Origin of the sequence: Azospirillum sp. TSH20 (assembly GCF_003115935.1) — a bacterium.
Classification (GTDB): domain Bacteria; phylum Pseudomonadota; class Alphaproteobacteria; order Azospirillales; family Azospirillaceae; genus Azospirillum.
This window is the reverse complement of the sequence record NZ_LGQU01000036.1, coordinates 1-26562: the sequence shown is the minus strand read 5'-3', so window position 1 is coordinate 26562 and position 26562 is coordinate 1. Positions and strand designations below refer to the sequence as shown.

At 66.6% G+C, this 26562-nt stretch carries 26 protein-coding genes and 1 pseudogene; 11 read left to right on the top strand and 16 right to left on the bottom strand.

All coding sequences use genetic code 11. The annotated features are described in order from the left end of the window. Positions 1 to 204: 204 nt before the first annotated feature. Positions 205 to 1221 carry a polyprenyl synthetase family protein gene (locus TSH20_RS10420; protein WP_109074664.1) on the bottom strand — a complete coding sequence of 339 codons (1017 nt, stop codon included), beginning with the start codon at positions 1219 to 1221 and terminating at the stop codon, positions 205 to 207. Between the two features lie 117 nt (positions 1222 to 1338). On the opposite strand from TSH20_RS10420, the gene TSH20_RS10415 reads away from it, so the two are divergent. The 3 genes from TSH20_RS10415 (at position 1339) to TSH20_RS10405 (ending at position 3280) form a co-directional block, all read left to right on the top strand. Continuing rightward, the gene (locus tag TSH20_RS10415; protein WP_109074663.1) at positions 1339 to 1545 is read left to right on the top strand and encodes a DUF2007 domain-containing protein; all 207 of its coding nucleotides are present in this window, start codon (positions 1339 to 1341) and stop codon (positions 1543 to 1545) included. A gap of 44 nt (positions 1546 to 1589) precedes the next feature. Beyond that, on the top strand, positions 1590 to 2312 hold the full coding sequence (locus TSH20_RS10410; protein WP_247871396.1) for a methyltransferase: 723 nt from the start codon (positions 1590 to 1592) through the stop codon (positions 2310 to 2312). Positions 2313 to 2389: 77 nt separating this feature from the next. Further along, positions 2390 to 3280, top strand: coding sequence for a S49 family peptidase (locus tag TSH20_RS10405; RefSeq protein WP_109074661.1), 891 nt, complete (start codon positions 2390 to 2392; stop codon positions 3278 to 3280). 13 nt (positions 3281 to 3293) lie between these two features. On the opposite strand, the gene oxlT is transcribed toward TSH20_RS10405, so the two are convergent. After that, entirely contained in the window at positions 3294 to 4589 is a 1296-nt protein-coding gene (oxlT, locus tag TSH20_RS10400; protein WP_109074660.1) for an oxalate/formate MFS antiporter, read from the bottom strand. 373 nt (positions 4590 to 4962) lie between these two features. On the opposite strand from oxlT, the gene TSH20_RS10395 reads away from it, so the two are divergent. After that, entirely contained in the window at positions 4963 to 5178 is a 216-nt protein-coding gene (locus TSH20_RS10395) for a hypothetical protein (RefSeq protein ID WP_109074659.1), read from the top strand. Between the two features lie 16 nt (positions 5179 to 5194). On the opposite strand, the gene TSH20_RS10390 is transcribed toward TSH20_RS10395, so the two are convergent. The 7 genes from TSH20_RS10390 to TSH20_RS10360 form a co-directional block, all read right to left on the bottom strand. Then, on the bottom strand, positions 5195 to 5602 hold the full coding sequence (locus TSH20_RS10390; protein ID WP_109074658.1) for a hypothetical protein: 408 nt from the start codon (positions 5600 to 5602) through the stop codon (positions 5195 to 5197). 181 nt (positions 5603 to 5783) lie between these two features. Beyond that, the gene (locus TSH20_RS10385) at positions 5784 to 6272 is read right to left on the bottom strand and encodes a YajQ family cyclic di-GMP-binding protein (RefSeq protein ID WP_109074657.1); all 489 of its coding nucleotides are present in this window, start codon (positions 6270 to 6272) and stop codon (positions 5784 to 5786) included. A gap of 119 nt (positions 6273 to 6391) precedes the next feature. Beyond that, positions 6392 to 7405 (bottom strand): peptide ABC transporter ATP-binding protein, encoded by a 1014-nt coding sequence (locus tag TSH20_RS10380; protein WP_109074656.1) that lies wholly within the window; start codon positions 7403 to 7405, stop codon positions 6392 to 6394. Beyond that, positions 7405 to 8394 (bottom strand): ABC transporter ATP-binding protein, encoded by a 990-nt coding sequence (locus TSH20_RS10375; protein ID WP_109074655.1) that lies wholly within the window; start codon positions 8392 to 8394, stop codon positions 7405 to 7407. Before TSH20_RS10375 ends, TSH20_RS10380 begins: the two co-directional genes overlap by 1 nt. A 4-nt stretch (positions 8395 to 8398) precedes the next feature. Then, the gene (locus TSH20_RS10370; RefSeq protein WP_174757514.1) at positions 8399 to 9322 is read right to left on the bottom strand and encodes an ABC transporter permease subunit; all 924 of its coding nucleotides are present in this window, start codon (positions 9320 to 9322) and stop codon (positions 8399 to 8401) included. 9 nt (positions 9323 to 9331) lie between these two features. Further along, positions 9332 to 10342: an ABC transporter permease subunit gene (locus TSH20_RS10365; RefSeq protein ID WP_109074654.1), complete on the bottom strand. Its 1011-nt coding sequence runs from the start codon at positions 10340 to 10342 to the stop codon at positions 9332 to 9334. A gap of 221 nt (positions 10343 to 10563) precedes the next feature. Beyond that, a complete protein-coding gene (locus tag TSH20_RS10360; protein WP_109074653.1) occupies positions 10564 to 12162 on the bottom strand; it encodes an ABC transporter substrate-binding protein in 1599 nt (532 codons plus the stop codon). A gap of 417 nt (positions 12163 to 12579) precedes the next feature. Between TSH20_RS10360 and TSH20_RS10355 the strand changes: the two genes are divergently transcribed. Beyond that, entirely contained in the window at positions 12580 to 13542 is a 963-nt protein-coding gene (locus TSH20_RS10355; RefSeq protein WP_247871397.1) for a DMT family transporter, read from the top strand. 68 nt (positions 13543 to 13610) lie between these two features. Beyond that, a complete protein-coding gene (locus TSH20_RS10350) occupies positions 13611 to 14474 on the top strand; it encodes a ChbG/HpnK family deacetylase (RefSeq protein ID WP_109074651.1) in 864 nt (287 codons plus the stop codon). A 9-nt stretch (positions 14475 to 14483) separates the two neighbouring features. Here TSH20_RS10350 and TSH20_RS10345 read toward each other — a convergent pair whose 3' ends face one another. Further along, positions 14484 to 16118: an AMP-binding protein gene (locus TSH20_RS10345; RefSeq protein WP_109074650.1), complete on the bottom strand. Its 1635-nt coding sequence runs from the start codon at positions 16116 to 16118 to the stop codon at positions 14484 to 14486. 355 nt (positions 16119 to 16473) lie between these two features. Further along, complete coding sequence (locus TSH20_RS10340) at positions 16474 to 16977, bottom strand: hypothetical protein (protein WP_109074649.1); 504 nt, start codon at positions 16975 to 16977, stop codon at positions 16474 to 16476. Positions 16978 to 17864: 887 nt separating this feature from the next. On the opposite strand from TSH20_RS10340, the gene TSH20_RS10335 reads away from it, so the two are divergent. Then, positions 17865 to 18668: a response regulator gene (locus TSH20_RS10335; RefSeq protein ID WP_109074648.1), complete on the top strand. Its 804-nt coding sequence runs from the start codon at positions 17865 to 17867 to the stop codon at positions 18666 to 18668. A gap of 24 nt (positions 18669 to 18692) precedes the next feature. On the opposite strand, the gene purU is transcribed toward TSH20_RS10335, so the two are convergent. Continuing rightward, positions 18693 to 19559 (bottom strand): formyltetrahydrofolate deformylase, encoded by an 867-nt coding sequence (gene purU / locus TSH20_RS10330; RefSeq protein ID WP_109074647.1) that lies wholly within the window; start codon positions 19557 to 19559, stop codon positions 18693 to 18695. Between the two features lie 184 nt (positions 19560 to 19743). On the opposite strand from purU, the gene TSH20_RS10325 reads away from it, so the two are divergent. Then, entirely contained in the window at positions 19744 to 20184 is a 441-nt protein-coding gene (locus TSH20_RS10325; RefSeq protein WP_247871398.1) for a hypothetical protein, read from the top strand. A 244-nt stretch (positions 20185 to 20428) separates the two neighbouring features. Here the strand turns inward: TSH20_RS10325 and TSH20_RS35290 are convergent, their stop codons facing one another. Beyond that, on the bottom strand, positions 20429 to 20596 hold the full coding sequence (locus TSH20_RS35290) for a hypothetical protein (protein WP_167393191.1): 168 nt from the start codon (positions 20594 to 20596) through the stop codon (positions 20429 to 20431). Between the two features lie 269 nt (positions 20597 to 20865). Between TSH20_RS35290 and TSH20_RS10320 the strand changes: the two genes are divergently transcribed. From TSH20_RS10320 to TSH20_RS10310, 3 genes are all read left to right on the top strand, one after another. Continuing rightward, positions 20866 to 21702, top strand: coding sequence for an N-acetylmuramoyl-L-alanine amidase (locus TSH20_RS10320; protein ID WP_109074645.1), 837 nt, complete (start codon positions 20866 to 20868; stop codon positions 21700 to 21702). 108 nt (positions 21703 to 21810) lie between these two features. Further along, entirely contained in the window at positions 21811 to 22530 is a 720-nt protein-coding gene (locus TSH20_RS10315; protein WP_247871399.1) for a BON domain-containing protein, read from the top strand. A 12-nt stretch (positions 22531 to 22542) separates the two neighbouring features. After that, entirely contained in the window at positions 22543 to 23997 is a 1455-nt protein-coding gene (locus tag TSH20_RS10310) for a hypothetical protein (protein WP_109074643.1), read from the top strand. Positions 23998 to 24006: 9 nt separating this feature from the next. Here the strand turns inward: TSH20_RS10310 and TSH20_RS10305 are convergent, their stop codons facing one another. The 3 genes and pseudogenes from TSH20_RS10305 to TSH20_RS35650 form a co-directional block, all read right to left on the bottom strand. Continuing rightward, a complete protein-coding gene (locus tag TSH20_RS10305; protein WP_109074642.1) occupies positions 24007 to 25005 on the bottom strand; it encodes an NAD(P)H-quinone oxidoreductase in 999 nt (332 codons plus the stop codon). 399 nt (positions 25006 to 25404) lie between these two features. Beyond that, the gene (locus tag TSH20_RS10300; protein ID WP_109074641.1) at positions 25405 to 26331 is read right to left on the bottom strand and encodes an IclR family transcriptional regulator; all 927 of its coding nucleotides are present in this window, start codon (positions 26329 to 26331) and stop codon (positions 25405 to 25407) included. Positions 26332 to 26454: 123 nt separating this feature from the next. After that, positions 26455 to 26562 (bottom strand): annotated as a pseudogene (locus TSH20_RS35650) (succinate--CoA ligase subunit alpha); the annotation flags it as partial.

Here is a 26562-nt window from a genome sequence, read left to right as displayed (position 1 = left end):
GGAGAGAGAGGATTCGAACCTCCGGCCCCTGCCTCCCGAAAGCAGTGCTCTACCAGGCTGAGCTACTCTCCGATCATGGCACCGGCGGGCGGTGTCGTCCGCCGGTGGAGGGGGTGTATAAACGCTCACGCTCCGGCGCGCAACGCAAAAAATGCGTCATCGGCCAAAAAGATCCGGCCCCCTCCCGGCCCGGCGGAAATGCCGTCAGAAATCGCGATCGATCACGAAATCAATGACTTCCAGCAGGGCCTGCTTGATCGGCCCGTCGGCGAACAGACCCAGGCTGTCGCGGGCGATGGAGCCGTAATGGCGCGCCCGTTCCACCGTGTCCTTCAGGGCGTTGTGGCGGGCCATCAGCGCCTGGGCACGCTCCAGGTCGCCGTCCTTCTGGTCCAGCTCCTCCATCACCCGGCGCCAGAAGGCGCGTTCCTCGTCGTTGCCGCGGCGGAAGGCCAGCACGACCGGCAGGGTGATCTTGCCCTCGCGGAAATCGTCGCCGACCGTCTTGCCCAGCTTCGCCTGCAAGGCCGAGTAATCCAGCACGTCGTCGACCAGCTGGAAGGCGATGCCGAGATTCATGCCGTAATCGTAGAGCGCCAACTCCTCCGCCTGCGGGCGGTTGGCGACGACGGCGCCGACGCGGCAGGCGGCGGCGAACAGCTCGGCCGTCTTGCCCTTGATGACCTCGAGATAGGCCTGCTCGCTGGTCTCGGTGTCATTGGTGGTGCGCAGCTGCAGCACCTCGCCCTCGGCGATGATGGCCGAGGCGCCGGACAGGATGCGCAGCACGTCGAGCGACTGCACCTCCACCATCATCTCGAAGGCGCGGGAGAACAGGAAATCGCCGACCAGCACGCTGGCCTTGTTGCCGAACACCGCGTTGGCCGAGGCCATGCCGCGGCGCAGGTCGCTTTCGTCGACCACGTCGTCGTGCAGCAGGGTCGCGCTGTGGATGAACTCCACCACCGCGGCCAGCAGCCGGTGATGCTCCCCCTGATAGCCGCACATGTTGGCGGCGGCGAGCGTCAGCACCGGGCGCAGGCGCTTGCCGCCGGCCGCGATCAGATAGCCGGCCAGCTGCGGAATCATCTCGACCGACGACTGCATACGGTCGAGGATGATCTGGTTGACGGCGCTGAGGTCCTCGGCCACCAAAGCGGTCAGGTCGTCGAGCGGGGTAGACTTGCGCCGTTTCGGCTCGAAGTTGGTCACGACCGCCAAGGTCGACTCCACGGGTGATTGACGCCAGAATTTGCGCTAGGGAGCATAACGGCCTAGCCTGTTCGGTCAAGTCCGCAGGGGACCGTTCTTTCGAGACGCCCGTTCTTCCGAGATGCCATGACCGAACTGCTGCGCACCACCGACCCCGTCCGCCTGTCCTGGCTGGTTGCCCTTCTGGCCGACGCGGGCATCGAGGCCATCGTGCTGGACAGCTACACCAGCATCCTGGAGGGCTCCATCGGCGCCATTCCCCGGCGGCTGATGGTCGGCACGGAGGACGCCGCACAGGCCGTCCGCATCCTGCGCGAGGCCGGCGAAGCGTGAGCGGCCATATCGTTCCGTCTCCAGAACGACGCCTGGAAACACCCGTGGATTTCCTGCTGAACGGCCGGGTGAAGCTGCACCAGCCGGACGGCGGCTATCGCGCCGCCATCGATCCGGTCTTCCTCGCCGCCATCACCGCCGCCGCCGCCGGCGAGCGGGTGCTGGATGTCGGAACCGGCACCGGAGCTGCGGCACTGTGCCTCGCCGTCCGGGTGCCGGGCGTGGCTGTGGTCGGGCTGGAACAGCGGGCCGACGCCTGCGGCTTCGCCCGCCGCAATGCTGCGCTCAGCGGCGTCGCGGAGCGGGTGACGGTGGTCCAGGGCGACCTGATGGCCCCACCCGAAGCTCTCGGGACCTTCGGATTCGATCGTGTAATGATGAATCCGCCCTACCTGAAGGCCGGTGCCGCCAGTGTCCCGCCCGACGACTGGAAGGCCGCCGCGAATGTGGAAGGCGCGGCAGGGCTGGGCGACTGGGTGCGCTTCGCCGACCGCATGCTGAAGCCGCGCGGCACGCTGACCATGGTCCACCGCGCCGACCGGATCGACGACATCCTGCACGCGCTGCGCGGCCGGTTCGGCAGTCTCGTCCTGGTGCCGCTGTGGCCCAAGCCGGGGGTGGAGGCCAAGCGGCTGCTGCTGGTCGCCCGCAAGGGCGGCAAGGCGCCGGCCCGGCTGACCGCCGGCCTGACCGTGCACAAGGCCGAAGGCGGCTACAGCCCGGCGGCGGAGCGGATCCTGAGGGACGCCGAAGCATTCACGATTTAGCGGGGGCGATTTAGCGGGGTCAATTTAGCGGGAACGGAGCCTTTCAATCGGGAGACTTCAATCCCATCTCTGCCGGCATGAGCCTGCATTCCCTCCTCGCCAAACTCCCCTTCGGCCCCTGGCGCAAGGCCGGGCCGCTGGTGTCCGTCGTCCGCCTGTCCGGCGTCATCGGCCAGGCCGGCCCCTTCCGCTCCGGCTTGTCGCTGGACGGCGTCGCCCCGCTGCTGGAACGCGCCTTCGCGCCGAAGGACCAGAAGGCGGTGGCGCTGATCATCAACTCGCCGGGCGGGTCGCCGGTGCAGTCGGCGCTGATCGCCAAGCGCATCCGCGATCTGGCGGAGGAGAAGAAGGTGCCGGTCTTCGCCTTCTGCGAGGACGCGGCGGCGTCGGGCGGCTATTGGCTGGCCTGCGCGGCGGACGAGATCTGGGCGGACGAAAGCTCCATCGTCGGCTCCATCGGCGTGGTGTCGTCGGGCTTCGGGCTGCATGCGCTGATCGAGCGCCACGGCATCGAGCGGCGGCTCTACACCGCCGGCGACAAGAAGGTGCTGCTCGACCCCTTCTCGCCGGAGCGCGAGGACGGCGTCGCCCATCTGAAGGCCCTGCAGGCCGACGTGCACGAGGCGTTCAAGGCGATGGTGCGCACGCGGCGCGGCGCGCGGCTGACCGGGCCGGAGGAGGAGCTGTTCTCCGGCGCCTTCTGGGCCGGGCGCAAGGCGCTGGCTCTCGGGCTGGTCGACGGGCTGGGCGACCTGCGCTCGGTGATGCGCGGGCGTTTCGGCGAGAAGGTGCGGCTGCGCGTGGTGCAGCAGGAGCGCGGCATGCTGCGGCGGCTGGGGCTGCGGACCGGAAACGGCAACGCCCCGGCACTGCAGGCCGGGGCGCATGAGGCCTTCGCCGATGCCCTGGTGGCGGCCGCCCGCAAGTCGCTGGACGATTGGGCGGCCTGGGCGAAGCTGGGGCTTTGACGGATGCCTGCCGTCACCGGTCCGCGGTGACGGCGGCCGACTGCAAACCGTAATCGTCGGCCTGGATGAAGCTGGCCCGCAGCGGCTTCAGGACGAACATCGCCAGGATCGCCGCCACCAGATTGAAGCTGGCGGCGATGTAGAACACGGCCTGCCAGCCGAAATGGCCGGCGATGATGCTGCTGAGCGGGACCAGCAGCGCCGCCGTGCCCTTGGCGGTGTAGAGCATGCCGGCATTGGTCGTCGCGAACTTCGAGCCGAAGGTGTCGCCGGCGGTGGCCGGGAACAGGCTGTAGATCTCGCCGAACACGCAGAAGAACATTGCGGTGAAGATCACGAAGGCCACCGGGTTGCGGCCCAGCTGCGTCACCAGGACGATGGCGACGGCGGCGGTGCCGAAGGCGATGAACATGGTGTTCTCGCGGCCGATGCGGTCGGACACCCAGCCGAAGAAGGGCCGTCCGGCGCCGTCCAGCACGCGGTCCAGCGAAATCGCCAGGGTCAGGGCCGGCAGGATGAAGCCGAACATGTTGATCGGCGAATCGGCGACATGGAAGTCATGGGCGATCGGCGCGATCTGGGCCGCCGCCATCAGGCCGCCGGACGCCACCATCACGAACATCACATAGAGCAGCCAGAAGACCGGCGTGCGAATGACGCGGGCCGGCGGATGGTCGATCTTGGTCTGGGCCGGGCCGCTCTTGCGCATCGCCGCGTTCGACTTCGGCGCCTTGCGCAGGAAGAAGGACAGCACGAAGATGACCACGCCCTGCCCGATGCCGAAGACCAGGAAGGCATGCTCGTAGCCCTGGTTGGCGATCATGTTGGCGATCGGAATGACCGTGGCACCGGCACCGGCGCCGAAGCCGGCCGCGGTGATGCCGGCGGCCAGCCCGCGCTGCTGCGGGAACCACTTCAGCGCATTGCCGACGCAGGTGCCATAGACGCAGCCGGCGCCGATGCCGGAGATCACCGCCGCGGTGTAGAGCATCGGCAGCGAAGAGGCTTGGCTGTCGATCACCCAGGAGCCGCCGACCAGCAGACTGCCCACCAGCACCACCGCCTGCGGGCCGTAGCGGTCGACGAACCAGCCTTCGATCGGGACCAGCCAGGTTTCGGTGAAGACGAAGATGGAAAAGGCGATCTGGATGGCTGCACGTCCCCAGCCATGCTTGGCGTCGATGGGATCGACGAACAGCGTCCAGCCATATTGCAGGTTGGCGATCATCGCCATGCACAGCAGGCCGACGCTGAGCTGGAACCATTTGTTTGTCAGAAGACCGCGGTCTTCGGTCGTCTCTGTGGTCATGCCCCAAAGTCCCGTTGAGCGTGGGAGCGCAGGATTTCCGGAGTGCGGCGGTCCATCCGTATCGCACCGCATCATGCGCCGTTCGGAGATGACAGTGCGCCTCAACAATCCGTATTCCAAATACCGGATACTGAATGCGTTATTCTTTTCCACATCGTGGAATGCGTTGAAAAGGCTCGCTTTTTCACGATTGCTGTCATGCACACATTGCTTGTCTGGCGAACTAAACTGTCAAGGTCGAGCCATGCGGCGCACACATATTTGAAATACGGTATCTGGTATACAGAATATCTTGCTGCGATGCAGGGCCGGGCGCATGATCCGTTCATGGTCGACGGCGCCGACGGACGGTGCCGCAGCAAGGGGATATCACATGATGTCGAGCATTCTGAGCCGCCTGTTCGCCGGTCCCGCCGCCCTGGCTCCGGCCGGCATCGCTCCCGCCGGCTTCACCTTTGGCGAGGCGCTGCCGCACATCGCGATGGCGGACCTGTTCGCCGGCTTCCGCGCCCGTCACGGCGGCGGCAAGCGCAAGCCGGACTCCGCCGACGTCCCGCAGTCCTGGGCCGAGTTCGGTCGAGGCTTCTGAGTCGTCTTTTGAAACGCTACGCCGCGGAGTTCTGCGTCATCAGGGTGGTCAGCCAGCGGAAGTTCGTTCCGTCGCCGGCCTGGATGGCGCTTTCCACCACCTGCATCGCGGTCGCCGGGTCCTGCGGGTCGGGCACCGCCGCGGCGGGGTCCATGGTGGCATCGCCCTGCCCCGCTTCCTGGGCGAACAGGGTGACGGCGCCGACGCCGAGACGGACCGCGGGCTGGGCGTTCGGCACCACCCCGGTGCCGTCGGCGCCGGAAACGCCACCCTCCCCGACCCCGTTCAGGGTTTCCAGCATCGCCGCGAACTGGCCGGCCAGCGCACCCGCCTGCCGGGACGCAGACGTCCCTTTGCGCTCCAGGACGTCTTCCGCCCGGATGCGCATGGCTTGCGTGGCCTCGCTGTTGGCCATCATCGACATGGGACGATTCCCTGCGGTTAGTGGCGAACCGCAGGGACACACGCAAAAATCACGCCATCAACACAACCGGCGCATCGCAAGGGCTGCGCTCACCCCTGCGACGATTTGACCGGCAAAAATTACCCAGCCACCCGGCAGAAGTTTCCCAGCGGCCGGCAAGCCTTGCCGGTCCGCAGGGCCATCAATCGCGAAAATTCTGGTACTGCAGCGGCTGCTCGATGCCCAACCGCTTGACCAGGGCGATGGCCTCCTGGAGGTCGTCGCGCTTCTTGCCCGTCACCCGCAGTTCGTCACCCTGGATCGAGACCTGGACCTTCATCTTGCTGTCCTTGATCCCTTTGACGATGGTCTTCGCCAGATCCTGCGCGATTCCCTGCTTGATCGTCACGGTGTGGCGCAGCGCATCGCCCGCGGCGCGCTGCGGCTGGGCGGTGAAGTCGAGCGCCGCGGCGTCGAGCTTGCGCCGGGTCACGTAGACGCGCAGCAGTTCCTGCATCTGCGCCAGCTTCGGCGCGTCGTCGGCCAGCAGGACGATCTCGTTCTCGGTCCGCTCGACGGTGCATTTCGAGCCCTTGAAGTCGAACCGGGTTTCGATCTCGCGGCGGACGCCGGCGAGAGCATTGTCGATCTCGTGGACGTCCGTCTCGGACACGATGTCGAACGACGGCATGGCGGCACTCTCCCTGATAGGACGGCTGAGGAACGAATCGGGCCCACCGTAAAGAAGACGGCCGTCGCACTCAACAGCCGCCTTCCGAACAGTCGCCTTCCAAACAGCCAAGCGGCCGGTCAGTTCATCTCTTCGGCGTAATGGCAGGCCACCAGCCGTTCGTCGACCGGGCGCAACGGCGGAACCTCCGTGGCGCAGCGGTCGGTGGCGAAGGGGCAGCGCTTGTGGAACGCACAGCCCGGCGGCGGGTTCAGCGGCGACGGCAGCTCACCCTTCGGCACCACCCGGTCCATGCGCAGGTCCGGGTTCACCCGCGGCGTCGCCGCCAGCAGGATGCGGGTGTAGGGGTGCCGCGGCCGGGTGAAGACCACGTCCTTGGCGCCATGCTCCACCGGCTTGCCCAGATACATCACCATCAGCGAATCGGCGATGTGGCGCACGACGCTGAGATCGTGGGAGATGAACAGGTAGGCGAGGTTCAGCTCCTCCTGCAAATCCATCATCAGGTTCAGCACCTGCGCCTGGATCGACACGTCGAGCGCCGACACCGGCTCGTCCGCCACGACGACGCGCGGGTTCAGCATCAGGGCGCGGGCGATGGCGATGCGCTGACGCTGGCCGCCGGAGAACATGTGCGGATAGCGGTCGACCTGATCCGGACGCAGGCCCACCTTCCCCATCATGGCCACCGCGCGGTCACGCCGCTCGTGCTTGTCCATGTCGGTGTTGATGACCAGCGGCTCGGTCAGGATGGAGCCGACCGTCTTGCGCGGGTTCAGCGAGCCGTAGGGGTTCTGGAAGACCATCTGCACCGTGCGGCGCAGTTCCCTCATCTCCGCCGCGTTGCGGCCGACGACCTCGCGGCCGTCATAGAGCAGCTCGCCCGAACTCGGCGGCTCGATCATGGTGACGGAACGGGCCAGCGTCGACTTGCCGCAGCCGGACTCGCCGACCACCGCCAGCGTCTTGCCGGCCTGCAGGCGGAAGGAGACGCCGTCCAGCGCCTTCACCGTCGCCAATGGCTTGAAGGCGCCGCGCTTGACCGCATAATGCTTGCGCAGATCGCGCGCCTCCAGCACGACCGAATTGCCGGCCGTCGCCTCGAAGATGTGGGGTTCGGTCTCGATGCTCATCACAGCGCCTCCCCGGCGGCGAGATGGCCGTCCGGCAGCGGGTAGAAACAGCGCGCGCGCCCGTCGTCCACGTCGAACAGGGCCGGGCGCTCGGCACGGCAGCGGGCGTCGGCGAAGCGGCAGCGCGGGCTGAACAGGCAGCCGGCCGGCCGGTCGGCGATGCCCGGCACCATGCCGGGAATCGTCGGCAGCCGGCGCTTGCCCAGCGCCCGCTCCGGCAGGGCGTCGAGCAGGGCGCCGGTGTAGGGGTGGCGCGGCCGCTCGAACAGGGAACCGACGGGCCGCGTCTCCGCCACCTGACCGGCATACATGACGACGACGCGCTGCGCCGTCTCCGCCACCACGCCCATGTCGTGGGTGATGAGGATCAGCGCCATGCCGCGTTCGCGCTGCAGCTGGACCAGCAGGTCGAGGATCTGCTTCTGGATGGTGACGTCCAGCGCGGTCGTCGGCTCGTCCGCCACCAGCAGGCGCGGGTTGCAGGCGATGGCGATGGCGATCATCACGCGCTGGCTCATGCCGCCCGACAGCTGGTGCGGGAAGGCGGACAGGCGCGATTCCGGCGCCGGAATGCCGACCTGCTCCAGAAGGGCGATGGCGCGGTTGCGCAGCGCCTTGCCGGACAGACCCTCATGCACCCGCAGGGTTTCCATGATCTGGAAGCCGACGGTGAAGCAGGGGTTCAGGCTGGTCATCGGCTCCTGGAAGACCATGGCGACGTCCTTGCCGGTGATCTTCCGGCGCTGGGCGGGGGGCATGGTCAGCAGGTCGCGGCCACCGAACGTCATCCGGTCGGCGACCACCCGGCCGTTGGAGCCGAGAAGCCCCATCACGGCCAGCGAGGTCACGGATTTGCCGGAGCCGGATTCGCCGACGATGCCGACGACCTCGCCTTCGTCCACGGTCAGGTCGATGCCATCCACCGCGCGGAAGGTGCCGGCGCGGGTGGTGAACTCGACCGACAGGTTCTTGATGTCGAGAAGAGGCATGAGGTCAACGTTTCAGCTTGGGGTCGAGCGCGTCGCGAAGACCGTCGCCCAACAGATTGAAGGCCAGCACGGTCACCAGGATGGCGATGCCGGGCCAGGTCACGACCCAGGGCGCGCGCTGGAGGAACTGCAGCGAGGAGGCCAGCATGGTGCCCCATTCCGGCGTCGGCGGCTGGGCGCCGAGACCGAGGAAGCCGAGCGCGGCCGCGTCCAGGATGGCGGTGGAGAAGCCCAGCGTCGCCTGCACGATCAGCGGCGCCAGACAGTTCGGCAGCACCACGATCAGCATCAGGCGCATCGGCCCGGCACCGGCGACGCGCGACGCGATGACATAATCCTTGTTCACCTCCGCCATCACCGCGGCGCGGGTCAGGCGGGCATAGTGCGGGATCACCACCACCGACACCGCCAGCATGGCGTTCACCAGCCCCGGCCCGAGGATGGCGGCCACCACGACGGCCAGCAGCAGCGAGGGCAGAGCCAGCAGGATGTCCATGCCGCGCATGATCAGCACGTCGGCCATCCCGCCGAAGAAGCCGGCGATCAGCCCCAGCCCCAGCCCGACGGCCAGCGACAGGGTGACGACGATCAGGCCGATCATCATCGACAGCCGCGCGCCGTACATCAGGCGGGACAGCATGTCGCGGCCAATGTCGTCGGTGCCGAGGAGGTAGGTCCAGGTGCCGCCATCCTGCCAGACCGGCGGGGTCAGGATCGCATCGCGGTACTGGATGTCGGGATCGTGCGGGGCGATGACGCCGGCGAAGATGGCGATCAGCGCGATCAGCAGGATCACCACCAGACCGCCCAGCGCGCCCTTGTTCTGGCGGAAGTGATACCAGAACTCGGTCAGCGGGTGCGGCGGGCGCGACACGGCGACCGGTTCGGGGGTGGCGGGTTCTGCGTTGGTCGAAAATTCAGCGGACATGGATTGGCCTCACCGCGCGTGACGGATGCGGGGGTTGAGGACGCCGTAAAGCACGTCCACCAGCAGGTTGACCAGGATCACCGAGGTGGCGATCAGCAGGACACCGCCCTGCAGGGCCGGATAGTCGCGGCGGTTGATCGATTCGATCAGCCATTTGCCGACCCCCGGCCAGGAAAAGATGGTCTCGGTCAGGATGGCGCCGCCCAGCAGCGTGCCGACCTGAAGGCCGATGACGGTCACCACCGGGATCAGCGCGTTGCGCAGCGCATGCATGCCGATGACCCGGCCGTCGGCCAGACCCTTGGCGCGGGCGGTACGGATGTAATCCTCGCCCAGCACCTCCAGCATGGCCGACCGCGTCATGCGCGCCACCACCGCCAGCGGCACGGTGCCCAGCACGATGGTCGGCAGGATCAGGTGGGACAGCGCGGAGCGGAACGCGTCGTAATCGCCGGCCATCAACGTGTCGATCAGCATGAAGCCGGTCGCCGGCTCCACGTAATAGACCAGATCCAGGCGGCCAGACACCGGGGTCCAGCCCAGCGCGACCGAGAAGAACAGGATCAGCAGCAGGCCCCACCAGAAGATCGGCATCGAATAGCCGGTCAGGCTGGCGCCCATCACGCCGTGGTCGAACAGCGATCCGCGCTTCACCGCCGCCAGGATGCCGGCGGGCAGGCCGATCAGCGTCGCGAACAGCATGGCGCACAGCGCCAGTTCGAGCGTCGCCGGAAACAGCGTCAGGAACTCGCTCAGCACCGAATTGTGGGTGACCAGCGACAGGCCGAAATCACCCGACAGCACGTGGCCGACATAATCGAGGAACTGTTGCCAGAGCGGCTGGTCGAGACCCAGTTCATGACGGAATGCGGCCAGCCGCTCGGGTGCGATACCCCGTTCGCCGACTCGCACCTCGATGGGGTCGCCGGGAACCAGCCGGATCAGGATGAAGGTCAGAAAGGTGATGCCGAGAAATGTCGGAATCACCAAGCTCACCCGCGTCAGGATGAAGCGAAGCATCGACGGGTACTCGTTTTTTAAAACTATGGTGAAAACTGGAACGGAGCGCTGACTTGGCAACGCCCCGTTCCATCAGGGGCACCTGCCCCCACTCCGGCCCTCCCCCACTTGCGCAGGGTCGGGAATGCCACTCTGTTCAAAGGGTTGGAGGCGCGGAAACCCACGCCTCCAACCCTATACACCCGGCGCCGCACCCCCTTTTTGCGGAGGTGCGCCACGCATCACTTCAGATCGACGCCTTCGAAGCGATGGACGCCGAACGGATCCATCTTGTAGCCGACGACGTTCTTGGCGAGGCCCATGTAAACCACCGAATGGGCGATGGTGTACCAGGGGGCCTCTTCCTTGAAGATGACCTGCGCCTGCTCGTACAGCTTGGTGCGGGCAGCGATGTCGTTGGTGCGCTTGGCCTGGACGACGAGGTCGTCGAATTCCTTGTTGCACCACTTCGACAGGTTGTTGCCGCCCGGACGCGCCGCCTCGCAACCCAGCAGGGTGTAGAGGAAGTTGTCGGGGTCGCCGTTGTCGCCGGTCCAGCCGAGCATGCCCATCTGGTGCTCGCCCTGCTGCATCCGCTTGCGGTATTCGCCCCACTCGTACTGAACGATCTTCGCCTTGACGCCGACCTTGGCCAGATCGGCCTGCATCATCTCGGCGATGCGCTTGGCGTTCGGGTTATACGGGCGCTGCACCGGCATCGCCCACAGGTCGGTCTCGAAGCCGTTGGGATAGCCGGCATCGGCCAGCAGCTTCTTCGCCCGCTCGACGTCGTACGGATAGTCCTCGATCGAGTCGTTGTACGACCACATGGTCGGCGGAATCGGGTTCTTGGCCGGGACGCCGGCGGCCTGATAGACCGCGGCAACCATCGCCTTCTTGTCCATCGCCATGCTGACGGCGCGGCGGACGCGGACGTCGTCGAACGGCTTCTTGGTCACGTTGAAGGAGACGTAACCGACGTTCAGGCCTTCCTGCTCCTGAACGACGATCGAGCCGTCCTTCTTCATCGCCTCGATGTCGGCCGGATTCGGGTACGGCATCACCTGGCATTCGCCGGCCTTCAGCTTGGCCAGCCGGACCGCCGCGTCGGGCGTGATCGCGAAGACGAGGTTGTCGAGCGGCTGCTTGCCGCCCCAATACTGCTCGAACGCCTTGTAGCGGATGACGGCGTCCTTCTGGTAGGCGACGAACTGGAAGGGACCGGTGCCGATGGGAACCTGATCCAGCTTCTCCGGCGTGCCCTTCTTCAGCAGCATCGCGGCGTATTCGGCCGACATGATCGGCGCGAACGGCATGGCGAGGTTGGCCAGGAACGGCGCCTCGACCGCGTTCAGCGTGAACTTGACCGTCAGGTCGTCAACCTTTTCGATCGACTTCAACAACTTCGGCATCGCCATGTCGTTGAAGTAGTCGTAGGCGCCGCCCGACACCTTGTGGAAGGGATTGTCGGCCTTCCACTGGCGCTCGAACGAGAAGATCACGTCGTCGGCGTTGGCGTCGCGCGTCGGCTTGAAATCGTTGTTGCTGTGCCACTTGGCGCCGGCGCGCAGCTTGAAGGTGTAGACCAGACCATCGTCGGAGATGGTCCAGGACTCGGCGAGGCCGGGAACGACCTTGGTGCCGCCATGTTCGAACTGGACGAGGTTGTTGTAGACCGGGAGAGCAACGTCGAAACTGGTGCCGGTCGTGTTCAACATGGGGTTGAAGTTTTCGGGGCTACCCTCGGAGCAATAAACAAGGGTCTTCGCCGCCTGGGCCGGCGCCGACAGCGCCAGCGCCGCGGCCATACCAAGCCCGGCACCCAGCAGGATGCGCTTCATTCGTCTTGCCTCCCGATTCCGGTTGGAGCGTACGGAAATTTGCCAGAACGCTTTTGGAAATAGCGTCGCCATTTGGCGCGTGGCAAAGGCGCCTGTCAACGCCAACATGCATACGTGGCTATACCGTGGCGCAGAGCATATTTTTGGGCACCAATACGTCCGTATGGACACATTTTTGCCCTCAAAAACGAAACAGTTGCAAAGCCAACCATCCGCTTGACCGAATCGATAGTTTCCTTCCCCTGCGAATCAGGTTATCCGGGTGGACCATTCCGGCAATGCCCGCAGCCGACGGGAGTCGGACGGCTGCCATGCACAGCTGCCGTGAAGGGCGGCCGCGGCTGCCATGCTAGGCTGGGTTGCACCCGTCATGGAACCCCCTTTTCGGGAACCCCCTTTTCGGATACCGATCCGGCGATGTCGCTTCCGCTCCTGCCGTCCTTCCTGCGAACCGGTCCGCTGGCCGGCCCGTTGGCCGCCTATGGCCTCTACATCGTCGGTTCCGCCCTGCTGGCTTCAAACCCGGTGGTCGGGCGGGCGGTGGCGCATGTGGTGCCGCCGATCGGGCTGGCCTTCTGGCGCTGGCTGATCGCCTTCCTGATCGTGCTGCCCTTCGCCTTGCCGGGGCTGCTGACCCACCGTGTTCAATTGAAGCGGCAGTGGCGGCGCTATCTGCTGCTGGGCGTGCTGGGCCAGGGAATTTCGGGCGCCATCGTCTATTACGGGCTGGAGCGGACCAGCGCCACCAACGCCAGCCTGATCTATGCGACCAGCCCGGCGATGATCCTGGCGCTGGCCGCCGTCTGGCTGGGCGACGCGATCCGGCCGCGGCAGGTGCTGGGCATCCTGCTGGCGATGGCGGGCGTGCTGGTGATCCTCACCCGCGGCGATCTCGACGCCTTGCGCCACCTGTCCTTCAATTCCGGCGACCTGCTGGTGTTGACCGGGGCAGTATCCTGGTCGGTCTACACCATCCTGCTGCGGCAATCGGGCACACCCCTGCCGGTGGTCACCGCCTTCGCGGCGAACGCCTTCGCCGGGGTGCTGGTGCTGGCTCCCTTCTATGCGTGGGAGACGGTGGCGGTGCGGCCGGTGCCCTTCTCCGTCTCCACCATCCTGTCGATCGTCGCGGTCGCGCTGTTCGCGTCGGTCCTGGCGCTGCTCGCCTATCAGAAGACCATCGCGATGATGGGGGCCGCGCGCGCCTCCACCGCGCTGTACGTCTCGCCGCTGTGGGCGGCGCTGGCGTCCTGGGTTCTGCTGTCCGAGCCGCTGCAGGGCTTTCACCTGATGGGGGTGGCGCTGGTCCTGCCCGGCGTGATGCTGGCCACCCTGCAAGCCCGCAAGCCGGCGGCGGAGCCGGCGACCGAAGCGGCCTGAATGCTATTGCCTGATCGGGGCGGCCCGCCCATCTTGGCCGGAACTCCGCATCCTGATTCCGTCCGGTCATGCCCGATACCGCGCCCACCCCGCTCCTGCTCTGTGCCGACGATTATGGCTTGGCGCCCGGCGTCAACGCCGCCATCCGCGACCTGATCGCCCAGGGACGCCTGACCGCCACCTCCGTCATGAGCCTCTGCCCGCACTGGCGTGAGGGTGCCGCGGCCCTGCGCGAGCTGCAGGACAAGGCGGATATCGGGCTGCATTTCACCCTGACCGACCAGCCGCCACTGGGGGCCATGCCGACGCTGGCGCCGGACGGGCGGTTGCCGCCGCTGGGGCGGCTGATGGGCTGGGCCTATCGCGGGAAATTGAGCACGCCGGCGGCGCGGGCGGAGATCCGTGACGAACTGTCGCGCCAGATCGCCGCCTTCACCGACGCCTGGGGGGCGCCGCCCGACTATATCGACGGCCACCAGCACATCCACCAGTTGCCCGGCGTGCGCGACGCGGTGGTGGAGGCGCTGGCCACCCTGCCCGGCGCCTATGTCCGCCTGTGCGGCGAGCCGGTGGCCGCGGTGCTGCGCCGGGGCGTCGCAGTGCCGAAGACGCTGCTGATCGGTGGATTGGGTGGCGCGCTGAGGCGCATGGTGCGGGCACGCGGCATCCCGGCCAACGACCGCTTCGCCGGAGTCTATGACTTCGCCGGCAACCGGCCCTTCGCCGAGCTGATGTCCCGCTTCCTCGATGGGATCGGCGGCCGGACCCTGGTGATGGTCCATCCCGGCCTGCCCGACGAGGAGCTGCGCCGCGTCGACACTCTGGTCGAGCCGCGGCGCACCGAATACGACTATCTGCGCGGGCCGGAGTTCGCCGCGCTCTTGAAAGCGCACAACATCCGCCTGACCCGCTTCGCCGGCTTTCCCCGGTAAAGCGACGCCCTACTCCTCGTCGTCCGGCTGCCAAGCCCGGCGGCGCAGCTTGAAGCGCTGGACCTTGCCGGTCTCCGTCCGCGGCAGCGCGTCGAGGAATTCCACCGCGCGGGGGTACTTGTAAGGCGCGATGTGCTCCTTGACGAAGCTCTGCAGTTCCTCCGCCAGACGCTCGTCGGGGCGGACATCGTCGCGCAGAACGACGAAGGCCTTGGGGATGGTGCCGCGCACCGGATCCGGGGCGGCGATCACCGCGCATTCCTGCACCGCCTCGTGGCTCAGCAGGATGTTCTCGACCTCCAGACCGGAGATCTTGTAGCCGGCCGAGACGATCAGGTCGTCTGTGCGGGCGTGATACCAGAAGAAGCCGTCCTCATCGACGTGGAAGGCGTCGCCGGTCAGGTTCCAGCCCTGCTGGACATAGCTTTCCTGGCGCGGATCGTCGAGATAGAGGCAGCCGGTCGCCCCGCGCACCGCCAGCCGGCCGACCTGTCCGGGGGGAAGCCGGCGGAACTGGTCGTCGACCACCATCGCCTCGTATCCCGGCACCGGCTTGCCGGTGGAGCCCGGCCGGACATCGCCGGGGACGGCGTGCAGCACGGCGTTCAGCAGCTCGGTGGTGCCCAGGCTGTCGAGGATCTGCAGCCCGGTGGCGTCGCGCCAGCCCTCGAAGGTCTGCTGCGGCAGCGGTTCCCCAGCCGAAACGCAGAGGCGCAGAGAGGACAGACCGTTGGCCAAAGCCGGATCGGCGGCCATGCGGCCGATCATGCCGCGGTAGACCGTGGGCACGGTGAACATCACCGTCGCCCGGTGGCGGGTGGCGGCCTCCAGCAGCCGGTCGGCGGTCCCACGCTCCAGCAGGATGACCGACGCGCCGATGCGCAGCGGGAACAGCAGCAGCCCGCCCAGCCCATAGGCGAAGGCCAGCGTCGGCGAGCCGCAGAACACGTCCTCGGCCGTCGTGCCCAGCACCGAGCGCGGCGACAGGTCGGAGATCGCCAGCAGATGGCGGTGGAAATGGGCGGCCGCCTTCGGCGTTCCGGTGGTGCCGGAGGTGAAGGCGATCAGCGCCACGTCGTCCTGCGCCGTGTCGGCGGCCTCGAACCCGGCCGGCTTGGTGGCGATGCGGTGTTCCAGCTCGCCATCGCGGAAGCCGACGATGCGCAGCGACGGCAGCGCCGCCTCTTCCAGATCGTCGAGGTAATGGGTGTCGCACAGCGCCATGTCGATGGCGGCGCGCTTCAGCACGTCGGCCAGTTCCGGCGCGCGCAGCAGCGGCATCGTCGGCACCAGAACGCCGCCGGCCTTGATGACCGCCAGCCAGCAGGCGGCCAGCATCGGCGTGTTGGGGCCGCGCAGCAGGACGCGGTTGCCGGTGACCAGCCCGTAATCCTCGGTCAGGACGCGGGCGATGCGGTCGACGGTGTCGCGCATCCGGCCATAGCTCCACACCTCGCCGTCACCGCCGATCAGGCAGGGACGCCCGTCCCAGCCGCGCTCGCGCCAGCCGTCGATCAGGACGGAGGCGGCATTCAGGCGTTTCGGGTATTGGAGTTCAGGGCGTTCGAGAATCAGGTCGGGGCGTTGCGCCGGCGCCGGCAGCCGGTCACGGGTGAAGCTGTCCTGATGTCCGGATGGCGTCATGCGCGGTGCTGCCTCCCCCCATTGGCTAACGGGGAGGATGGGGCCGGCGTGATCGGTGGGCGGAACCTGCCGCCACACGCGCGGTTCAGACACGGCCATGCCATCGGCCGGCGCGAATGCGCATCCCTTCATGGGCAATGCTCCATCTCCCCCCGCAGAGGACGCATGAACACGCCTCCGTCTTATCTTTTATGCTCCGACTATAGTGCCGGGGGGAGCAAGTGAGCCATGCAACGAACGAATGGTGGGTGCACCATCAATCGCCATTCCTGCCGGGACAAGTGACTGAAAAGGCCTGTTTTTCGTTGGTAAGACGCACGATTCGGACCGAAAGTACGGGTCGGCGTACCAACCGTCAGCCGTTCTGCAGATAGATGTCGATCTCGCCCTGCTCCATCACATGGGCGGTGCCGTGGATGATCCCGTTGGCGACCTGGATGATGCGGTGGATCATCGCGACGGAGGCCTGGCAGTCCATCCGCAGCTTGTCGGGATCGCCGCTGTCGATGTCGGTGCCGATCCGCTCCAGCGTGTGGGCGATCACCTGATGGGCCTGGGCGATGGTGTCCTCGAAGGGGCGGAGGAACTTCGACGGCACATGGCCGTAGGCCTCGATCGCCAGTTCCTTGTCGGAAAAGCCGCTGTCGCGGAAATGCTCGGCATAGCTCTTGGGTTGCCAGATGCGGCATTCCTCCAGCATGTCCGGCATGTCCGGGATCATCTCGATCAGCATCACGATTTCGTTGAAGTGATTAAGATAGTCGGTCGCCAGCAGCGTCTTTTCCGAGATGTTCGTGCCGCGCACGCGTTCCCGCCATTGGACGAAGTCGGCCAACTCATCCGGCGGAATGCCATCCATCAGGGACCGATCCAACTCTTGGTCTTCCATGCACAAACCCGGACCCGATGACACCCAACCCCAACCGTGGGCCGATGTCCTTAACGTTGGATTAAACGGGTTGCAAGCGTCGGGTTGTGAAAGTCACCAATTGACGAAATGAATGCGGTAACAGGGCCGTTATCCATCCAGATAAAAATTCGCCGCCGGCGCCCATCCGCATGATCTCGCGGCGGCGCCAGGCGGCGGAAGGACTGGCGGTTCAGGGAGGAATCACACCATTGGCGGTTCCAACACGCCTTCTGCCGGTTGGTTCCCGGGCGGTGTGCTTGGTTTTTTCAATTGCCGGACCGCGCGACCCGAAAGTCACGATACGCAGAAAGAAAAACGCGCCGGCCTGGGGGTGGCCGGCGCGTTCGAGGATCGGGAACACTCGCCTCGCCCTCACACGGCAGATGCGCAGCAAATGCCGGAGGGCAAAGTCAGAGTAGGCTGGTAAGTCTTTCGGAACGGTTAAATCCCGGCCTCCGCAACCCCCTATGCGGCGGGGGTCATAGACCGCCGGCCGGCCTCGCCGGCCCCTGTCATGCCCTGTTGCATACCATGCATACTGAGTAATCCTTTGCAGGTATCTCGAATAAATCTTTCGGGTTCACTCCCGTTAGGCCGTGGACTGCGCCATATGAATTTGACCGTTGCAGGTCGCAATGCGTCAGTCTGCTGTGAAGGCAGCGTCGATGGCGTCGCGACCTCCGGCGGGAACCGACCTCCGGAATTCGTCGCCGGTTTTCGCCGCCGAACACTTCAAGCCCGGAAGGATCGGGTTGCACCGGCCGCATCCGGGTATCCGGAGCGGCATGTCGGGTGGATGCCAGGAACACGCGCCGCAGAAAGGCACGGGGAGAGAGATGGAGCAGTACACCGGTCACTTCATGCAGCATTTGCCCTACCTGCGCCGCTATGCCCGCGCGCTGACCGGGACGAACGGGCGGGGGGACGCCTTGGTGACCCGCACTCTGGAATGGTATCTGGAGGCGGACGAGGCTGAAACCGGCCGGGGCGGCGACCTGTCGCGCGGCACGCTCTATCGCCATCTGAACGAGTTGCAGGACGAGGAAGGCGCGCCCCCGGCGGTGGCGCCCTATCATCCGGTCGAATCGGCGCTGATGACGCTGGAGGAGACCGACCGCCGGCTCTACCTTCTGGTCAATCTGGAGGATCTGCCGGTCGGCGACGCCGCGGCCGTCCTGGGCATCGCCCCGGAGGACGCGATGGAGCGGCTGAACCATGCCCGCGAGCGTGTCCGCGCCCGGCTGACCGCCACCATCCTGATCGTCGAGGATGATGCCATCATCGCCTTCGATCTGGCGGAAACGGTGCGCGGCATGGGTCACATCGTCTGCGGCAACGCCGCGACGATGGACGAGGCGCTGTCGCTGGCGGCGGAACACCGGCCGACGCTGGCCCTGATGGACATCCGGCTGGCCGACGGCGACAACGGTCTGGAGGTGGCGCGCGAGTTGCGGGCCCGCCGGTTCCTGCCGGTGATCTTCGTCACCGCCTTCCCCGACGATCTGGCCAAGCACGGGTTGGAGCATCTGGGTCCGGTGATCCCGAAGCCCTTCACCCGCGACCAGATCGAACAGGCGATCACCCGCGCGGTGTTCATGCCCCAGCCGGAAGACGCCCGCGAGACGGCGCAGCCCCACTGAGGGGCGGCGCCGCCTTATCCGGCTTTAGCGGAAGACCACCGTCTTGTTGCCGTTCAGCAGCACGCGGTGCTCCACGTGATAGCGGACGGCGCGGGCAAGCACGATGTTCTCGATGTCACGCCCGATGGCCACCAGGTCGTCGGGCGTCATCGTGTGGTCGACGCGCTCGGCCTCCTGCTCGATGATCGGGCCTTCGTCGAGGTTGGAGGTGACATAGTGCGCGGTGGCGCCGATCAGCTTCACGCCTCTCGCATGGGCCTGATGATAGGGCTTGGCCCCCTTGAAGCTGGGCAGGAAGCTGTGGTGGATGTTGATGACCCGGCCGGCCATCCGCTCGCACAAGGCCCCCGACAGCACCTGCATGTAGCGGGCGAGCACGACGAGGTCGATTTTCTCCTCGTCCACGATCTCCAGCAGGCGGGCTTCCTGATGCGCCTTGTTGTCGGGGCCGACCGGCAGATGGTGGAACGGGATGTTGTGCCACGCCGCCAGTTGGTAGAAGTCGCGGTGGTTGGAGACGATGGCCGGGATTTCGATCGGCAGGTAGCCGGTGCGGTAGCGGTACAGCAGGTCGTTCAGGCAATGGCCGAACTTCGACACCATGATCAGCACGCGCGGACGGCGGCGGGCATCGTGGATCTTCCAGGTCATGCCGAAGCGTTCGGCCACCTGGGCGGCGAATTCGGCCTCCAGCTGCGCCTTCGCCGGCCCGGCCGGGTTGCCGTTGAAGCTGACGCGCATGAAGAACAGGCCGGAGATGCGGTCGCCGAACTGCGCGCTGTCGATGATGTTGCAGCTCCGCTCCGCCAGGAAGCCGGACACCGCGAAGACGATGCCGACGGTGTCGGGGCAGGAAACGGTGAGGATATAGTCGGAGCCGGTCTCAGACATCGCGCGTCCACCATGGCGTACAGCAAGAAATAGGGGGAAGCTTCCCTAGCACGAACGCCGCGATGTTGCACCCGCTTCATGTGCGGATGCGCACATGGCTGCACCGTCAGGCGGGCCACACTGCCGAGCGGGAATGCCCTCGATCCCGCGCTCCCCACGCCGCTCTGGCGCAGATGCGCCGGCGGTGAGACAATCGGCGGCGGCCGGACTGGCCGGCATCGTGAAGGCGGGGTCACCCATGGCAACCGGCGGCAAGATCATCGGTGAGTACACCAAGGGCAAGGTCGACAAGCTGATGACGGCGGATGCCGCCGACAGCAGCCGCAGCCAGCGCATCCGCCATTTCCTGGAAAACATGGATGCGGCGATCCTGGAGGCCAACTGCGAGGTCATCGGGCGCGAACTGCCGAACCTGGACCGCGACAGCTTCCTGCGCATGGCGGTGCGGGTGGCGGAACTGCGCGCCGACTATATCCGCGCCGGCCTGAAGATGTCCGAATCCCGGCATCCTGATTCCTCCACCGTCACCGACCTCGCCCGCCTGCGCGCCGCCTACGAGGAGATGCTGGCCGTCTATGAGGCGGCCGAACGGGTGATCGAGCGCGGATACGCCAAGCTGGGGTGAGGCCTCCTTCGGCCATCATTCCCGCGAAGGCGGAATCCAGCCATTCCAGCAGTTTCCCAGAGAGGGTTTCCTGGTTCCCCGCCTTCGCGGGGAAGACGGCCGAGAGTGGCCCCGGCAGGGAGCCGAAAACAAAAATCCCCTCCCCCGCGATCCTGCGGAGAAGGGGCGCGACCGATCGGTCACATATTCAGTGGCGACTTTCCATAGCGACGCCCGGTGGCCGGATGATGGCCGGTATCAGGGCTTACACGTCGTGGAAATGTTCCAATTCACGACGCAGGCTGGTCGCCTCTTGCCGCAGGCCGACGATCCGGCGGACGTCAGGACTGGGCTGCTGTTCCTCGCGTTCGAGCTTGTCCTCGATATCGCGCTGCTCTTGCCGGATGATGTTGAACAGGGCTTTCCTCAACATCGACACCTCCCGAGCTGATCGCTAAAATTTTAGCGCTTTTTCAATCGGTCATCAAGCAACCAATCACGTCTGTCGAATTCTCAGCCTTTCAAGTGTGCCCGCATGACCGGAGGCTCACAAATATTCAGAAACGGTAACCTGCCCGGTCTTGACAATACTTTTTTGCAGCCGCATTGGTTAATGAATCAGGCTAGACCAACGGGTGGCACAACGGGTCGGGCGACCTGACGCCGCGGTCTCCCCACCTTTGCAGCATGGTATTTCTGGCGATGGATCGACGACAGCTGCTTGGGCTCGGGCTGAGCAAACTTTGGTTAACCGCTTTCGGCACCGCAGCACTGGCCCTGGCCGATCCGCCGGGCACGGCTTTGGCTGCGGAGCGGCGGCCCGGCCGCAAGCCGGCCGGCGGCGGATCGTCGCGGCCCCGGCTGGTGATGCTCGATCCCGGCCATGGCGGCAACGATCCCGGCGCGATCGGCACCCGCGGCACCTTCGAGAAGGAGGTGACGCTCGACATCGCCCACGAGGTCGCACGCATCCTGGCCGACCGAACCAACGTCGCGGTGAAGCTGACGCGGCGCGACGACCGCTTCCTGGCGCTGGACGAGCGGGTGGCGCTGACGCGCGAGGCCGGGGCCGAGCTGTTCGTGTCGATCCATGCCGACAGCGCCCCCAATGCCGATGCCCGCGGGCTGTCGGCCTACATCCTGTCGGAAAAGGCGTCGGACTCCTTCGCCTCGCGCCTCGCCCAGCAGGAGAATCAGGCCGACCGCTTCGGAAAGCCGGGATCGTTGGGCGGCGGCCGGATCGTCAAGGACATCCTGCTGGACCTGACGGCGCGCCACACCCGCCATGCCTCGCTGGCCGCCCGCCAGCTTCTGGTGGAGGGCGCAGGCAAGGAGCTGCGCCTGCTGGAAAACCCGATGCGCTCGGCCAATTTCGCGGTGCTGAAGGCGCCGGACGTGCCGTCGGTGCTGGTGGAGACCGGCTTCCTGTCCAATCCCAGGGACGAGGAAATCCTGCGTGACGCCACGGCGCGGCGGGTCGTTTCGCGCGTCCTGGCCCGCGAGATCGCACGCGTGCTCTCCAGCCCAGCTTTCGCCTGATTTTGCCCCGAGACTGCATGAGGCTCTGCGGCGAAACTTCCGCCGCGGCCGCTCCTTCGCAGTCGCAGCGACTGCAACATCCGTGCATCACCTCGGGACAAAGTGACGATGACTGGTGAAAGCCTCGAATTTCCCCATTGCAAAGACCGTTCCGCCGTGACTTTTTCCGGCCGCGCGCCGCATTTTCCCGGCGCTCGACACGCAGGCGAAGGGAGGCACGCTGTGACGGGTTTGAGCCGCCTTTGGATGATGGTCGCACTTGCCTGCGCAGCAGGGACCTCGCTGGCCGGTTGCGGGCCGCTGGTGCTGGGCACCGCGGGCGGCGCCGCCGTCGTGGCCTCGCAGGAGCGCGGTTTCAGCGGCTTCGTCAGCGACACCGAAATCCGCGCCCGCATCAATTCGCTGTGGCTGCAGCATTCGATCGACATGACCAACCGGATCGGTCTGACCGTCGACCAGGGCCGCGTGCTGCTGACCGGCCGCGCCGCCGACGCGCAGATGCGGCTCGACGCGGTGCGTCTCGCCTGGCAGGCCGACGGCGTCAAGGAAGTCATCAACGAAATCCAGATCGACAACGGGTCCAGCATCGTGGACACCGCGCGCGACACCTGGATTTCAACCCAGATTCGCAGCCGGATCACGTTCGATGCGAATATTCATAGCCAAAATTACAGCATCGATACCGTCGATGGTGTTGTCTATCTGATGGGTGTCGCCAGTTCACAGGAAGAGCTGAACAACGTGCTCCAGCACGCCCGTTCGGTGCCCAACGTTCAACGCGTCGTCAGCTACGTGCGTCTGCTCTCAAACCAAAACCTCCAGGGTTGAAACCCGACCGCCATGGCCTCCGCCCTATCCCGCGTCCTCGCCGTTCTCCGCACCGCCGCCGTCGCCGCAGCCCTGATCCTGCCGGCGGCGGTCGCGGCCGGTCCCGTTCTGGCGCAGGATGCGGTGACGCAGGGGGCGGCGCAGGGCAATCCGGCGGCGCAAGACATGGTGGCCCAGGATCAGGACGGCGGCGGGGCGGACTCCCCCGCCGCCGGCACGCCGGGTCCGGCCAACCGCCTGTTCGTCCAGGCGCTGCAGCTGATCAGGCAGGCCGACAACACTTATGACGTCGCCGAGGAGTCGCGCCTTCTGAAGGAGGCCGACAAGCTGTTCAACGAGATCGTGACGAAATACCCCGACAGCCCGCTGGCGGTGCAGCTCGTCACCAACCAGTTCGTCGGCGACTTCGACTTCTACGAATTCCGCTCGCGCATCCGGGCGCTGGTCTGCAACGACGCGCTGAACAGCCTGTGCTTCCTCCACCGCATCGGCGAGATGCTGCCGCCGGTGGAAACGCCGATCACCGCCGCGCGCTGGGACTGGCTGTCGCTGGCGGTCGCCTACCAGCAGCTGGGCGACACCGGCCGCGCCAAGGAGATCATGGCGCCCTTCGTCAGCGCGGTGCGCCGCGGCGGCGTCGCCGACAGCTCCGGCCAGGATCTGTTCGTCGCCCGCGCCCTGTCGCTGATGGGTCAGACGTCGCTGGCGCTCGACATCACGCGGCAGATCAACGACTGCTCGACCCGGATCTACAACCTCGCCGATATCGCCAAGGCGGCGTCCTGGCGCGGTGACGCGGCAATGACCAACGCGCTGGCCGACGAGGCCAAGGGCTACGCCTCCAGCCACAATTGCTCGTGGGAGCTGGGGCTGGTCGCCCAGACGCTGCTGCGCGCCGGCAAGGAGGCGCAGGCCCGCACCCTGTTCCTGAACACGGTCGAGACGCAGTTCTCCAAGTTCAAGGAAACCCGCGGCGACTGCTGCCCGCCGGAGCTGGCGGTGGCGGCGGCCGACATCGGCGAGCCGAAGCTGGCGCTTGGCCTGCTCAGCACCGTGCAGGACGAGAACCCGTGGACGATCCCGGCGGTGCTGGGGCGGCTGGCCAAGCGGGGCGAGACGGCGATGGCCGTCGCCTATGCGGAACAGGTCGCCGACATCGACACCCGTGGCGAGGCTTATGCCGAGCTGATCGACGCGGCGATGAAGCGTGGCGAGCCGGCCGTCGCCAACGACCTGATGAACCGCCTGAACAAGCTGGCGGACGACTCCGCCGGCCGCCGACCCGGCCTGCTGGCACAGCGGGCCAAGGCGGAAAAGGCCTTCTACAACGACGACCGCTGGCGCCGCACCTTCCAGCAGGCGATCAACGCGGCGGAAAAGGCCAGCAACTTCGTCCGCCGCGACATCGGCGCCCCGCTGCTGGCCGCACTGGTCAGGATCGAGACCGGCCTGCCGATGCTGGATTGAAGACGATCATTACCCCACCGCCAGCACCAGCTTGCCGACATGCTGGTTGCTCTCCATCAGCCGGTGGGCGTCGGCGGCCTGGTCGAGCGGGAAGACCTCGTGGATGACGGGCTTGATCTTGCCCTGCTCGATCAGCGGCCAGACGCGGGCCTTCAACTGGTCGGCCACCGCCTGCTTGTAGGCGACGGGACGCGCCCGCAGGGTGGAGCCGGTCAGCACCAGACGCTTGGTCATGACGGGGAAGAAGTTCACGTTGGCCGTCGCCCCGCGGACGAAGCCGATGCAGACATAGCGGCCCTCGACCGCCAGCGCGTCGATGCTGCGGGCGACGTAGTCGCCGCCGACGATGTCCAGCACCACATTCACGCCGGCGCCGCCGGTCGCCTCCTTGACCACCGCGACGAAATCCTCCTCGGCGTAGTCGATGGCGCGTTCGGCGCCCAGCCGGATGCAGGCGCCGCATTTGTCGGGTCCGCGGGCGGTGGCGAAGACGCGCGCGCCGAAGGCCGCACCCAGTTGGATCGCCGTGGTGCCGATGCCGGACGTGCCGCCATGGACCAGCAGCGCCTCGCCGGGCTGGAGCGCGCCGCGCTCGAACACGTTCGACCAGACGGTGAAGAAGGTCTCCGGCAGGGCCGCCGCCTCGGCCATCGACAGGCCGGCGGGAATCGGCAGGCATTGGGCGGCCGGCACCACGCAGAACTCGGCATAGCCGCCGCCGGCCAGCAGGGCGCAGACCGGATCGCCGACCTGCCAGCCCTCCACCCCTTCGCCCAGCGCATCGACGGTCCCGGCGACCTCCAGACCTGGAATGTCGGTGATGCCCGGCGGCGGGTTGTACTTGCCGAGCCGCTGCAGCACGTCGGGCCGGTTGACGCCGGCAGCCTGGATGGCGATGCGGATCTCGCCCGGCGCCGGATCGGGAACCGGACGGCGCGCCGCGACCAGCACCTCCGGCTTGCCGGGCTGGCTCACCTCGACGGCCGTCATGCTTCTGGTGTCTGTCATTCGGATCGTTCCCCTGCCCTGTCGTCGTGATGGGTTTGGGGGCACTGTGTCGTCACGGCGGACGGCCAGTCCACGCGGCGATGGATCCGATTTCGCCCTGCGGAAAAGTCAAAAAAATGGCCGTGCTGCACACAGCACGGCCAGTCTCCGAGAGAAGCGCGAACATGCAAAACAACACATCCGCCCGATGAGAAAGGAACGCCTTTCCCGAGACAGACAATCGCACCGATCCGATCGATTTGCCCGAGAAAAAAGCCGCTTTTCCATTCCGTGGAAACGATTCTTTTCTCAAGAAAAAAGGCCGCGTCCCGTGAGGAACGCGGCCCTGAGTGCGCCAGGGAGGAATGCCAACGTGCACCACCTGCCGTCAGCTCTTGGCGTTACTGTTCCGTGTAAGGGTCAGTTGGGAACCGGCACGCGGCCGCCCAGTTCCTGCGTCACCGCGGCGGCGGCGCGCTTGACCATCTCGCCCAGGGCGCGCAACCGCGCGTCCTCGATGCGCCGGCTGGAGCCGGACAGCGACAGGGCGCCCATCACACGGGAATTCTCGTCGAAGATCGGGGCGGCGACACAGCGCAGGCCGGACACCCGCTCCTCCTGGTCCAGGGCATAGCCGCGGGTGCGGACCAGCGTCAGGTCGCGGTAGAGCGCCGGCAGCGACGACAGGGTGCTGCGGGTGAACTGGCGCATGCCGCGCTGGGTGACGATGGTCTGGATCTTGGTCTCCGGCATGCCGGCCAGCAGAGCCTTGCCGACGGCGGAGCAGTGCAGCAGCGTGCGGTCGGTCTGCGGCACCGCGACCTGGGCGGCGCGGGGACCGCCGACGCGGGCCAGATAGAGCGCCTCGCCATTCTCCTCGACGGCGAGGTTCACGATCTCGCTGCTCTCCTCCATCAGGCGGCGCATGCGGGGACGGGCGACATCGACCAGATTGCGGGTCTTCAGGAAATTGGCGCCGGTCATATAGGCCTGGACGCCGACCACCCAGCCGCGCGCGCTCTGGTCGAAGCGGACGTAGCGCTCGTACTGCAGGGTCGTCAGCAGGCGATGGGTGGTGGAGGGCGACAGGGTCGCGGCCTCAGACAACTCGGTCAGGGTCATCGGCCCGTCATTGGAGCCGAGGATCGTCAGGATGTTCAGCGCGCGGCACAGCGACTGGACGACTTGGCCCCGATCGGCTTTGGCATCGGCCTTGGCGTCCTTGCCGTTGTCGTTCTTCACCCGCGGCGTTTCGATGATGGCGGTCTTGATGATCGCGGCGGCGCCCTCGCTGGGGTCATCGTGGATGATGCGGCGGGCAGTGCTCGTGTGGGCTTGCGCTTTCATGTCCCATCTCCCTCGGGGTCCGGCGCGTTGATTGCGCCTGTCTGTTGCGGCTGATGGCGTGAGTGACAGAAGCTTTGTGTGAAGCGCGGGACCGTCGCGGACGGCGGTCCCGCGGGGTACCGGTCAACCTTTGAAAATGGACTGCATGGTGGAGCCCAGGCTGGCGGGGCTGTCGGCGACGGCGATGCCGACCGACTTCATGAAGTCGATCTTGAAGTCGGCGGTGTCGTT

Excerpts from the sequence above, each read along its gene's own strand:
- TSH20_RS10415 (WP_109074663.1), top strand. The coding sequence starts at position 1,339 with ATGACCGAACTGCTGCGCACCACCGACCCCGTCCGCCTGTCCTGGCTG.
- TSH20_RS10405 (WP_109074661.1), top strand. The coding sequence starts at position 2,390 with ATGAGCCTGCATTCCCTCCTCGCCAAACTCCCCTTCGGCCCCTGGCGC.
- oxlT (WP_109074660.1), bottom strand. The coding sequence starts at position 4,589 with ATGACCACAGAGACGACCGAAGACCGCGGTCTTCTGACAAACAAATGG.
- TSH20_RS10395 (WP_109074659.1), top strand. The coding sequence starts at position 4,963 with ATGATGTCGAGCATTCTGAGCCGCCTGTTCGCCGGTCCCGCCGCCCTG.
- TSH20_RS10390 (WP_109074658.1), bottom strand. The coding sequence starts at position 5,602 with ATGTCGATGATGGCCAACAGCGAGGCCACGCAAGCCATGCGCATCCGG.
- TSH20_RS10385 (WP_109074657.1), bottom strand. The coding sequence starts at position 6,272 with ATGCCGTCGTTCGACATCGTGTCCGAGACGGACGTCCACGAGATCGAC.
- TSH20_RS10380 (WP_109074656.1), bottom strand. The coding sequence starts at position 7,405 with ATGAGCATCGAGACCGAACCCCACATCTTCGAGGCGACGGCCGGCAAT.
- TSH20_RS10375 (WP_109074655.1), bottom strand. The coding sequence starts at position 8,394 with ATGCCTCTTCTCGACATCAAGAACCTGTCGGTCGAGTTCACCACCCGC.
- TSH20_RS10370 (WP_174757514.1), bottom strand. The coding sequence starts at position 9,322 with ATGTCCGCTGAATTTTCGACCAACGCAGAACCCGCCACCCCCGAACCG.
- TSH20_RS10365 (WP_109074654.1), bottom strand. The coding sequence starts at position 10,342 with ATGCTTCGCTTCATCCTGACGCGGGTGAGCTTGGTGATTCCGACATTT.
- TSH20_RS10360 (WP_109074653.1), bottom strand. The coding sequence starts at position 12,162 with ATGAAGCGCATCCTGCTGGGTGCCGGGCTTGGTATGGCCGCGGCGCTG.
- TSH20_RS10355 (WP_247871397.1), top strand. The coding sequence starts at position 12,580 with ATGTCGCTTCCGCTCCTGCCGTCCTTCCTGCGAACCGGTCCGCTGGCC.
- TSH20_RS10350 (WP_109074651.1), top strand. The coding sequence starts at position 13,611 with ATGCCCGATACCGCGCCCACCCCGCTCCTGCTCTGTGCCGACGATTAT.
- TSH20_RS10345 (WP_109074650.1), bottom strand. The coding sequence starts at position 16,118 with ATGACGCCATCCGGACATCAGGACAGCTTCACCCGTGACCGGCTGCCG.
- TSH20_RS10340 (WP_109074649.1), bottom strand. The coding sequence starts at position 16,977 with ATGGATGGCATTCCGCCGGATGAGTTGGCCGACTTCGTCCAATGGCGG.
- TSH20_RS10335 (WP_109074648.1), top strand. The coding sequence starts at position 17,865 with ATGGAGCAGTACACCGGTCACTTCATGCAGCATTTGCCCTACCTGCGC.
- purU (WP_109074647.1), bottom strand. The coding sequence starts at position 19,559 with ATGTCTGAGACCGGCTCCGACTATATCCTCACCGTTTCCTGCCCCGAC.
- TSH20_RS35290 (WP_167393191.1), bottom strand. The coding sequence starts at position 20,596 with ATGTTGAGGAAAGCCCTGTTCAACATCATCCGGCAAGAGCAGCGCGAT.
- TSH20_RS10320 (WP_109074645.1), top strand. The coding sequence starts at position 20,866 with ATGGATCGACGACAGCTGCTTGGGCTCGGGCTGAGCAAACTTTGGTTA.
- TSH20_RS10315 (WP_247871399.1), top strand. The coding sequence starts at position 21,811 with ATGACTGGTGAAAGCCTCGAATTTCCCCATTGCAAAGACCGTTCCGCC.
- TSH20_RS10310 (WP_109074643.1), top strand. The coding sequence starts at position 22,543 with ATGGCCTCCGCCCTATCCCGCGTCCTCGCCGTTCTCCGCACCGCCGCC.
- TSH20_RS10305 (WP_109074642.1), bottom strand. The coding sequence starts at position 25,005 with ATGACAGACACCAGAAGCATGACGGCCGTCGAGGTGAGCCAGCCCGGC.
- TSH20_RS10300 (WP_109074641.1), bottom strand. The coding sequence starts at position 26,331 with ATGAAAGCGCAAGCCCACACGAGCACTGCCCGCCGCATCATCCACGAT.